Source organism: Marinomonas epiphytica, assembly GCF_054780655.1.
The window spans coordinates 1-11,355 of sequence record NZ_BAAGVX010000023.1 but is presented as its reverse complement, the minus strand read 5'-3'; the positions used below and the strand labels follow the sequence as shown (position 1 = coordinate 11,355).

6 protein-coding genes are annotated in these 11,355 nt (G+C 42.1%); 2 read left to right on the top strand and 4 right to left on the bottom strand.

The genetic code is table 11. From position 1 onward, the window contains the following. Positions 1 to 86 precede the first annotated feature (86 nt). Together ACYVGZ_RS05115 and ACYVGZ_RS05110 are read right to left on the bottom strand one after the other, a co-directional pair. Positions 87 to 368 (bottom strand): hypothetical protein, encoded by a 282-nt coding sequence (locus tag ACYVGZ_RS05115; protein WP_460752128.1) that lies wholly within the window; start codon positions 366 to 368, stop codon positions 87 to 89. Beyond that, on the bottom strand, positions 344 to 1,867 hold the full coding sequence (locus tag ACYVGZ_RS05110) for a UxaA family hydrolase (protein ID WP_460752125.1): 1,524 nt from the start codon (positions 1,865 to 1,867) through the stop codon (positions 344 to 346). Before ACYVGZ_RS05110 ends, ACYVGZ_RS05115 begins: the two co-directional genes overlap by 25 nt. Before the next feature lie 164 nt (positions 1,868 to 2,031). On the opposite strand from ACYVGZ_RS05110, the gene ACYVGZ_RS05105 reads away from it, so the two are divergent. Beyond that, positions 2,032 to 3,030 carry a serine hydrolase domain-containing protein gene (locus ACYVGZ_RS05105; protein WP_460752122.1) on the top strand — a complete coding sequence of 333 codons (999 nt, stop codon included), beginning with the start codon at positions 2,032 to 2,034 and terminating at the stop codon, positions 3,028 to 3,030. Between the two features lie 48 nt (positions 3,031 to 3,078). On the opposite strand, the gene chrA is transcribed toward ACYVGZ_RS05105, so the two are convergent. Continuing rightward, positions 3,079 to 4,209, bottom strand: a complete 1,131-nt coding sequence (gene chrA / locus ACYVGZ_RS05100; protein WP_460752120.1) for a chromate efflux transporter — start codon at positions 4,207 to 4,209, stop codon at positions 3,079 to 3,081. A 97-nt stretch (positions 4,210 to 4,306) separates the two neighbouring features. On the opposite strand from chrA, the gene ACYVGZ_RS05095 reads away from it, so the two are divergent. Continuing rightward, entirely contained in the window at positions 4,307 to 5,233 is a 927-nt protein-coding gene (locus ACYVGZ_RS05095) for a LysR family transcriptional regulator (RefSeq protein WP_460752117.1), read from the top strand. Between the two features lie 91 nt (positions 5,234 to 5,324). Here the strand turns inward: ACYVGZ_RS05095 and ACYVGZ_RS05090 are convergent, their stop codons facing one another. Further along, complete coding sequence (locus ACYVGZ_RS05090) at positions 5,325 to 11,333, bottom strand: VCBS domain-containing protein (protein ID WP_460752115.1); 6,009 nt, start codon at positions 11,331 to 11,333, stop codon at positions 5,325 to 5,327. Positions 11,334 to 11,355 lie beyond the last annotated feature (22 nt).

The window sequence follows — 11,355 nt, the reverse complement described above, 5'->3', positions numbered from 1 at the left end:
AACCAATCTCAATAAGGTCGTTGGTTCACTTTCTAATCCGTAACGGGCTCCCGAAACCAATCTCAATAAGGTCGTTGGTTCACTTTCTAATCCGTAACGGGCTCCCGTAACCAATTCCAATAATTGGTCGTTGGTTCACTTTCTAATCCGTAACGGGCTCCCGTAACCAATCTCAATAAGGTCGTTGGTTCACTTTCTAATCCGTAACGGGCTCCCGCAACCAATCTCAATAAGGTCGTTGGTTCACTTTCTAATCCGTAACGGGCTCCTGAAACCAATCTCAATAAGGTCGTTGGTTCACTTTCTAATCCGTAACGGGCTCCCGCAACGCGTTTTTCTTTGGTCAGATCACGGCTCCAAGGGGCCAAGGCACAAACTCATTACTGCCATAGCCCAATAGTTCACTAGCACTTTGCTCTCCAGAAGCAATTGCTATGATTTTATCGAAAATGTCTTCACCCACCTGTTCAATGGATTGCTTGCCGTCTACTATCACACCACAGTTGATATCCATATCTTCTTTGAGGCGAGCATACATAAGTGTGTTTGTAGCTAGCTTAATACAGGGAGCCGGTTTAAAACCGGCCACTGAACCCCGTCCAGTAGTAAAGCAAACCAAATTCGCTCCAGAAGCAATTTGCCCTGTAACAGAGACAGGGTCGTAGCCTGGGCTATCCATAAAATTGAAGCCTTGCTCAACACAAGGCTCTGCATACTCTAAAACATCATTAAGACTTGAAGTTCCGGACTTTGCCACTGCACCTAAAGACTTTTCTAAAATCGTTGTTAGCCCGCCCTGCTTATTACCTGGGCTAGGATTATTATTTAATTCTGCCTTATTCATGCGAGTATACTGCTTCCACCAATCAATCCGCTTAAGCAGTTTCTCAGCCACACTTTTATGAATTGCTCGACTGAGTAATAGGTGCTCAGCGCCGTATATTTCTGGCGTTTCAGATAAAATAACCTTACCGCCATTACGAACTATTAAATCTGATGCATACCCTAATGCAGGGTTCGCAGTGATTCCTGAGTAGCCGTCAGAACCACCACATTGTAGAGCAACACAGAGATGCTCTAACCCTACCTCTTGCCGCATAGGTTTAGGTTGCTTCTGTGCCTTACTGTATATAGCATCTTTTGTTACTCGAATGCTTTCACGAGTTCCGCCTGCCTCCTGAATATTAAAATAATGTATTCGAGAGCCGTGCTTTTCATCCATATTTTGCCGTAGCGCCTTAATTTGATAAGTTTCACAACCCAGACCAACAACAAAAACAAAAGCAAAGTTTGGGTGAGCGGCATAGCCTTGAATGACACGATCAAACAATGCATAGCCTTCAGAACCAGTACTCATTCCGCATCCGCTGCCATGAGTTATGGCCACCACACCATCATAACCAAGCGCTTCTAACTCACCCTCAAGGTTAAGCTGTTCTGCAGCCACTTTTGACACTGTTGCTGAACAGTTCACAGTAGAAATAACACCAATATAATTACGCGTACCAACTTGACCATTGCTCCGAGCAAAACCTTGAAAGCTACGGCGATTTGCAAGAATAGAAGTTCTCTGCATTGGTAAAAATCCATTTAAAGAGTGCTGAGTTTCTAACATTTTTATGTTGTGTGAATGCAAATGACTACCCGCCTCAATAGAGCAAGCTGCATAACCAATCACTTGACCGTATTTAATAATATGCTCACCTTTACTCAGGCCTTGTACTGAAAATTTATGACCAGCAGGTATCTTATCAATCAGCGTCACGCCCTCCACTTCAGCACCCTCAGGTAACGCAGTAATGGCAACGGCCAAGTTATCTTTTTGGTGAAGCCTTTTGCTAAGGCTAGTTGAAATGATCTTTTCCATTATTCATCCCTATCGTTACACTTATTGTTATTATCCGATTTAGGCAGCCTGTTAAAGATTGCACTCTTTAACCACAAAACCAGCTGAATCCTGAGCATTTTCCTTCATGGTACATGCTAACATTGGAAACAACTCAATGATTAAACACACTTACCGGTTGATACATGATGAACGTTTTAACTCTCGCAATCACTGTAACTGGCAGCTTACTCAGCATAAGCGCTCTAGCAGTAGATTTAAACAGCATGGACGCTTCGGCCAGCCGTTTTTCGAATTTAAAAACAATCCATATTGCCTACAAGGGTGACATTATTTGGGCTAAAGCCTATAACGGCACGAAAATTCATGCTGTTGCTAATATAAAATCTGCTTCTAAATCGCTCATGTCTGGACTTATCGGCATAGCACTAGATAAAAATATCATCAAAAGTGAAGAGCAGTCAGTGACAGAATTATTAGAGCTCCCGCCCTCAGTAAAGAACAACAAACAACTGCAACAAATTAAATTAAAGCATCTGCTGAGTATGCAATCTGGCCTAATGAGTACATCTGGTAAAAACTATGGGGCTTGGGTTGCCAGTAGCAACTGGGTCAATACAGCATTAACAAGACCCTTTATTGAAGAAGTTGGCGGTAATATGGTGTATTCAACAGGAAACACCCACTTATTGTCTGCAATCATCATGCAACAAACAGGCAAGAACACCTATAAGCTCGCTAATCAATGGTTACAAGGGTCTGGAGTTCGCATTGAAAGCTGGGAAACAGACCCCCAAGGTATACCGATGGGAGGAAATCAATTAGGGATGACTCCTGCATCCTTGCTTGCTTTTGGTGAACTGTATCGACGCGGGGGTGTAACAAAATCAGGTAAACGCATTTTATCTGAACATTGGATCAAAAAGAGTTGGCAAGCCAAAACTCAATCCCAATTTCACGAAGGATTGTATGGCTACGGGTGGTTTATTCAAAAGTTTGCAGGCTATCAAGGATACTATGGTTGGGGGTACGGAGGACAAATGATCTATGTGATTCCAGAGTTAGAGCTTACGGTTGCCATCACATCGCAAGAATATTTACCCTCTGGCCGCAGTGGCTACAGAGATGCCCTACATAACTTACTCAGCACAGAGATCATTCCTAGTATTGAAAGCGCTTCATAATCAAAAGCAGCCTAGGTTACTTTATTCAAAGTAACCTAGGCTTTCGAGCTAAAGTATCGTACCAAATATACTGAACGCTAAAATAAGCCACAGAATAGATACCTTAAATTGCTTTAAAAGGAACAGCCCTAGCAGAACAGCGGCCAAGTCAGTACCACTTAATACCGCAGTGCTAAAAACAGGCTGATACAAGGCAGCTATTAAAAGGCCGACAACACTCGCATTGATACCTTTTAACGCCCCAGCTACTCTAGGTTTGTGCGCTAACGCTTGCCAATTTTTCAACACGACTAATAACAGCAAAAAGCCAGGTAAGAACACGGCTAAAGTCGCTAACAATGCAGCAAAAACAGATTGGTTCAATATTTCATAACCATAGTAAGTAGCTAGTGTAAACATCGGCCCGGGCACCGCTTGAGCTGCTGCGTAGCCAGTTAACAACTGATCTGAACTAAGTTGATCACCAATAAACTCTTGCATTAGTGGTAACACTACATGACCACCGCCAAATACTAAACTGCCCGCTTGATAAAACTGATTAAAGACCATAATCAAGGGCTCATAAGCTGCAAAAAGAGGCAAGGCAATCAGCAACAAAACAAACAGTGCCAAAGGTGCGTAGGAAGGCTTAAAGGATACTATAGCCACTTCGTTCCTAGCACTCAACTTACTCGCCCCAATGGCTCCCGCAAGAATCAACACCAACATTTGGCTCCCTAAACTGGGCAGCACTAAAAGCACCACAGCCGTCAATACAGCCAAAGAAATTTGCAGTTTACTCGTACAAAAGCTTCTGTACATACCTAAAGTGGCATCCGCCACCACAACCACAGCAAGCAGTTTAAGGCCATGAACCCACCCCTGATAAAAAGGCATGTCCGTAACATAGCTACCAATACTAGCAAGCAAAAGCATTAATAAGACTGAGGGTAATGTAAAGCCTAAAAAAGCCGCACAAGCGCCTATTATTCCACCTTTTTTGTACCCTAATGCAAAACCAACTTGGCTTGAACCAGGGCCGGGTAAGAATTGGCTTAAGGCAACAATTTGAGCAAACTCTTCTTCAGAGAGCCAATTTCTTCTTTCTACAAAGTGATTACGAAAATAGCCAATGTGCGCAGCAGGCCCACCAAAACAATAGCAACCTAGTAGAAAAAATGTCTTAAAAATATCAGTCATGTTCCGTATCTCGATTAATTTCCTGACACTGTAAAAAAAACCTTAACATGATTCAAATTAATAGTTTTAATACATAGTATTATTTAAACAGGACATTATGATGAAGCAGTTTAACTGGAAAAATATCGATTTAAACCTACTTGTTGCTTTTCAAACCCTGTATCGGACCAAAAGTGTCAGCAAAGCTGCAAAGGAATGCTATATTAGCCAATCTGCTATGAGTCACACACTACAGCGCTTACGTAGTCTTTTTGATGATAGCCTCTTTCATCGAAAAGGGGCTCAAATGCAACCCACACGCAAAGCAAGAGAAATTTACCCAATCATAGAGCATTGGCTAGAAACAATTAAGCATCAGCTTTTTACTGAGCAGGAGTTCATACCAAATCAATTCAATGGCACCTGGCGCATAGGTTTAACGGATTACGCCGAACAACTCTTTTCAGCACATTTATTCGACGCTATTCGTCATCATTCACCTAACGCCTCTATCAGCTTTTACAATGTAAACAAGCAAAATTATCTAACTATGTTCGAAGAGGAGAATCTCGACATTGTCATTGGCAGCATCACCCCTGATACTAACGAGTTTCAAGTGGAGACACTGTATATCGAGGACCACCTTTGCCTTTATGACCCCAGCCAGTTAGCGTTAGGTAAGGAAATTAGCGCAACTCAATTTGCCAGCATCGATCATGCCCTTGTGAGTGCCGATGGTAGAACACACACACAGGTTGACGAGGAGTTAAAAAAATTCGATTTACAAAGGAATGTTGTATTCACAGCCAGAAACTTTTTAACGGTTCGACAAGTGGTTTCAGGGCGAAAGTTAATTTGTGTTTTACCTAAACATTTTGCTCAAACAAGCCAAGACAGCCTACCTCTAGCAGCAATTCCTTTGCCTGTGCCACTGCCAACGTTTGAAATAAATCTAATTTTCTATAAAAACTTTCAAGAAAAGCAACCTTTTCAATGGCTTTCTAGCCATGTTAAGGCAAGTATTTTAGAAACCATTGCGCCATAAAACCTCAGCTCACCTTCTCCTAAACTTTTTTCAGGCATAAAAAAGCCGAGTTATAAAACTCGGCTTTTGCATCACACCCTTTAGCTAAGAATTAGCCATCGGTATTAATAGTGTATTCCTGATCATTGTAGATCACACTAATCGTTCCACCTGATGACACTTGCGAATCATCACCGAAGGTCGCAACTTCTTTCGTATAATATTCACTCTCAACAATACCAATTGAATCCGATGTGACACTTAAATGTTCATTCAAGTAGGCGCCAATATCATCAGCATCATCTGGAACATCCAGTAGATCAGATACATCGAGAACGTCTTCACTGGCAATGAAATCTGTTAAAGTGTCTTTGCCCTGATCCGAACTGGTTAAAACAAACAAGTCTGAACCCGCCCCACCTGTTAAAGTATCGTTGCCGTAATTATCACCGCCAAACAATACATCGTCACCATCACCACCTAACAAGGTATCTGATCCTGTACCGCCATCTAAATAGTCATTACCAGCACCGCCCAATAAGGTGTCATCACTGCCTTCACCATACAGCAAGTCACTGCCTTCACCACCATCTAGATAGTCATTATTATCGCCACCTTCTAACTTATCGCTACCAGTGCCACCATACATAGTATCTGAGTTTGAGCCACCAATGAGATAATCATTGCCTGCCTCACCGTATAAGCTGTCTGGGTTGTCTCCCCCAGATATCTTATCGTTTCCATCTCCACCATAAAGCGTGTCGTTATTAGACTGGCCATAAATTAGGTCATTACCCGCACCACCATAAACAGTATCGTTATTATCTTCACCATATATAGTGTTGTTACCGTCATCACCATAAAGTGTATTGTGATCCCATAAATTATCGGCATCAATTTGACCATCTGATCCGTATTGATTCGCTTCATCAGTATGAAGAGCATTTAGCTCATCTACACTAACCCAACCGTCTTGCTCTGGTGAATCAATAGGGTCGTCTGAGCCATTATCGACATAAGTATGACTGGTACTGGTTTCAACTGGCGAACCTTCACTATCGTAAGAAGTTATGGTTACATCAAATAGATTATCGGCTTCTAAGTCTAACTCTTCTACCATAACGCTCCAAGTACCATCATCTGCAAGCGTAGTAGTGTAACTATTACCATTAACCTCCAGTGTTACTACATCACCACTAGCTATGTAACCATCTGATGCACTACCTGTTACAGCCACCAAGTTCTGACTGGTTGTTATAGCATTTAACGAATCAGAAGCTAACTCAGAATCACTTTCAAGAGTTACAGTTGCCTTACCAGTTTCATCCACAGCAATAGTGTAACTACCGTCGTCATTAGGTGTAATTGTATTGCCATTTGCGTCCAGAAGAGTCGCACCAGACGGTACATTACCAATGTTCACAGCTGAACCAGCAACACTAGATTCAACATCAATCTCATAACTATATACGCTGGAACTCCCCGTACCATTTTGGAAAACAGCCTGAACATCTGGGTCTGTTGTGATGATACCTGCTGATACATCTAGAATATTGCTATCACTAAATTTGATGTATTCGAAATCTTCAATATGTTGCGTTCGAATATTATCTTTGTCAGCCAAATAATCCGAGTAAGAATATGAGCCTAGAGTTAAATAATCAGCATCATTAGAACCACCATCTAAAGTATCAGAAATACTTCCAGCGACATATAGCCAATCATCTCCAGCTCCCATGTGGATTTCACCACTAACATTGTTATAAACCAACGCCATATCGTTGCCGTCACCGGCATCTAAAATTTGAGAGCTACTGTAATCTCCTCCGAGTAAGACCGTATCATCTCCTTCACCCATATTGACTTTGGCATTCTCTTTAATATCATCATATTGATATATAAAGTCGTCTCCGTCTCCCATATCAATAGTAGAGTTCCCTTGAATATCATCAAAGCCTCTGATTATGTCATCACCCGCTCCCATTGAGATATCTGTATCATCAATATCAGCTGAGCTATTCGTTGACTGAATAGTATCCCCACCGGCACCAAAGCCATCCGTGCTATCAAGGTTTTGATTGTTAATACTATTGGATGTGGAGTAGTCATACCCTTCAATATTACTATCAGAGCTATTAGTTACATCAGTAATAGTAATGGACACGTCAGTGACCGCATCAGTAACACTATCAACAGAAATTTGACCAACTGGAACAGTTGCATCACGTACCACATCAATCGACAAAGTATTAACTACTGAATCACCGTCATTATCTACAACGATGTATTCATAAGTCAGATTCACATCACCTGTACCGTTTAGCAAATCTGTGCTCGGCGTGAAGGTATAACTTCCATCTGCAGCTATGCTTAAAGTACCATTTGCGTCTGTTGTAGAGTTTGCGACAACATTAGCTAATCCGTCCGCACCAGCATCAATATCGACTGTGCCAGTTAATACAGAGCTTGCAATATCATTTGCACCCTCAACAGAATCATCAATTACTGTGCCATCATCAATGCTGCCTACGGCACCATCTATACTTGCACCAACTACATCTATATTAGCAACAATGGAATAAGTGGATGAAGACTCTTCTGGAGTAGAAATAGTGGGCACAATATTACCGCTATTATCCATAAAGCCTTTTAACGATACTTCGTAAGTTACCCCATTTACTTCAACCGTTGTCGAAGGCAACGAAGTCATAGTAACCGTATCGTTATCTAAACCAATACCATTCACAGTCTCAGTATGGTCTAACGGTAATACTAGATTTACTGTTGTTGCTTCCCCATCAATCTCAATAGTGAACGACATATTGAAATCAACAGCATCTAAAGTTTGATAGTTTGAGTAAATCAAATTATTGGTGTGAGTGAATTCAGCCACTGTAAAGTTTTCACCCATTTCAATGCTAGATTGATCTACGGCATCAGTAAAACTGTAACTGGAAGCAGAGTGATCATAATCTCTCCACTTAACTGTATCTGCATCGCCATCACCATCAGTATCTTTAACACGGTAACGACCTTGATCACCACTTGTCATATCTACTGAGCTGAAACTCGCAGATATCGAGGATACTGAATAAGATTCAGCAGCCTCTGGTGTTGTATCTATATTAGAAAGGTCAAGAGTCGCATTGGTTGTCACAGCTGTTGGTACGTCATCATTCACAGTAACACTAATGGTTTCGGTTACACTGCTCAAGCCATCGTTAATGGCTAACCCAAATTCTAAAGCTATATCTTCAACAGAAGCACCACTTAAATGATCGATTGGGCCATTAAGTGTGACCGTGTAGTTCCCACCTTCATCAGTAACATCAGTTAACGCTACCGTGACGATTGCAAGTCCTGCTACGGCACCAACCAATTGACTACCATCGTCAGACAAGCTCCAAGCTAGATCCTGCCCCTGGGAAGAATAGCTAGCAGTTGGAGCAACCAAACTAACGGATACGGAATCACCGTCAGGATCAGCAACTGTGTAGCTACCTTGTACTGAGTTAGCTGAAGAAGCATCTAGAGAAACTTCATCAACACTTTGTACTGAGCTTGCAACAACCGTAGGCGCATCATTATCTCCAGTTACAGTAAAGCTGATGGTTTGTGTTGTTGTACCACCATTACCATCGTCAACTAGCACCTCGACAGATACAACCTCTGTTACCCCAGCCGCTAGGCTGTTATAAGCAGAATCAGTCGGATCAAAGGTCCAATTGTTGCCATCTAGAATGAAGCCTGCTGGTGTATCACCACTAATAGAGTAGCTTAGGCTATCATTATCAGCATCAGTAGCGTCAATTGACCCTGAAATTAGCGCCCCACCCTCTGTTACCATTTCAGCAACCGTTGCAGTAACTTGAGGTGCATCGTTAGTGCCCGTCACATCAAAGGTAATCGTTTGAGTTGTTGAACCACCATTACCGTCTTCTACAAGGATATCTACCGATACTGTTGTAGATTCACCTAGAGCAAGCGTGATGTCCTGTGGATTATAATCCCAGAAGTTACCGTCTAATGAGAAACCAACAGGAGCGTCACCAACAACACTGTAAGTTAAGCTATCTCCATCTGGGTCAGTAGCATTCACCAAGCCAACAACGACTGTTTCACCTTCAGTAACACTATAAGACACAGAAGATGCATCCACTTGCGGTGCATCATTCGTACCGGTCACAGTGAAATTAATAGTTTGGGTTGAAATACCACCATTTCCATCATCGACTAGAACTTCAACAGATACTACTTCTGTTACTCCTGCAGCTAAATTGTTGTAAGCGGCATTAGTCGGATCAAATGTCCAGCTGTTGCCATCTAATACAAAACCTGCTGGCGCTTCTCCTGAAACACTATAGGTCAAACTATCACCATCTGGATCTGTTGCCGCAATAGTGCCAGACAACAAACCATCCCCTTCATTGACAGCTTGATCAACAGACTGAGCGACTACGGGAGCATCATTAGTACCAGTTACGGTTAAGTTAATGGTCTGTGTTGTTGTACCTCCGTTACCATCATCAATCAATACTTCGATAGAAACAACTTCTGACACACCTACAGCTAGATCATCATAAGCTGAGCTAGATGGGTCGAAACTCCAACTATTTCCATCTAATACGAAACCTGCAGGAGCATCACCAACAACAGAGTAAGATAGCTCGTCACCGTCTATGTCTTGTGCGTCAATAACACCTGAAATACTAGTCGCACCTTCAAGAACGGACTCACTAACAACAGCCGTTGCAGTAGGTAGGTCGTTAGTACCAGTCACCGTGATAGTGATAGCCTGAGATACCGTGTTGCTGCCATCACTAACCTGAACATCAATAGTAATATCTTGAGTAACGCCTTCAGATAACGAATCAAAAGCAATATTAGTCGGGTCAAAAGTCCAGCTACCATCACTATTTAGCGTAAATCCAGGTTGTTCACCACTAGTAATAGCAAAAGTCAGATTTTCGCTATCAACATCGGTAGCATCTACCTGGCCTTCAAGTAGTTCACCACCTTCAGTAGCAGCGTACTCTGCAATAGCTTCTACAACCGGTACATCGTTCACCCCATTGATATTAACGGTAATCTTATATTCTGATCCATCAGTAGCAGTTAAAGTAAAGACTTCTGTAAAAATATCTGATTCAAGGGTCTGACCTTTATCGTAATCATAATGATAAGACCAAGTACCAGAACCAACTGTTGTTGAAGATTCTACATACTCTACATAACCATACTCTCCTTGAACCGTTGTCGTTTCGAATCTTGGTGTATCTCCATCATCAATATCACTAATGGTTAGAGAGAAAGGTATTGCAATGTAAGCAGCAGGTATATCCTCTGAGAAGCTAATCACTTGATTTGGTTCTGCAATAACAGATTCATCGTCCTGTCCACGGACCGTCACACTAATGGTTTCAGTTGTGCCGTCTGTTGCAGCTACGGTGAAGCTTTCAATCAAAGTTTGACCCGCAGCTAGATGCTGAAGCTCATTGGCTGCATCAACGGTATAAGTCCACTCACCAGCCTCATTAATAACTAGGTTACCGATATTGCCATCGGCACCAATCACACTATCTGTATCAAAACTTGGGTTGTCATCAATATCAACATCGGTAACAGACAAAGTACCGGTAGTAAACACAAGCCCATCAACAACGCTATTATCCTCTTCATATACAAAGCTTTCAGTATCACCTGTAATAACAGAAGCATCATCAACTGCGGAAACCGAAACACTTACCTCGGCAGTATCAGTTAGTTCGCCATCAGAAATGGTGTAACTGATCGTTGCAGCACCGTTAAAGTTGAGTGCTGGAGTAAAGAGAATCTTACCATCTGAAACGATAGCAGTACCCTGAGATTCAGGCACTGAAACAGAGGTGATACTAATGTCATCCCCTTCTTCATCATAATCATTTCCAAGCACATCAATAGTAATAACACCACCGTCTTCAATGGTAGATTCTATGTCATCTACTGCTACAGGAGCATCATTGATTAAGCTAACAACAGGCGTCGCTGCGGCCGTTGCTGGTGTATCTGAACCGCTGGTGACCAAGCTGATTTCTGGCAAGCTTTGGCCTAGATCCAAGGCCGCTTTACCTTCATCGGTCAATACGATGTTGTTGCCGTCGATC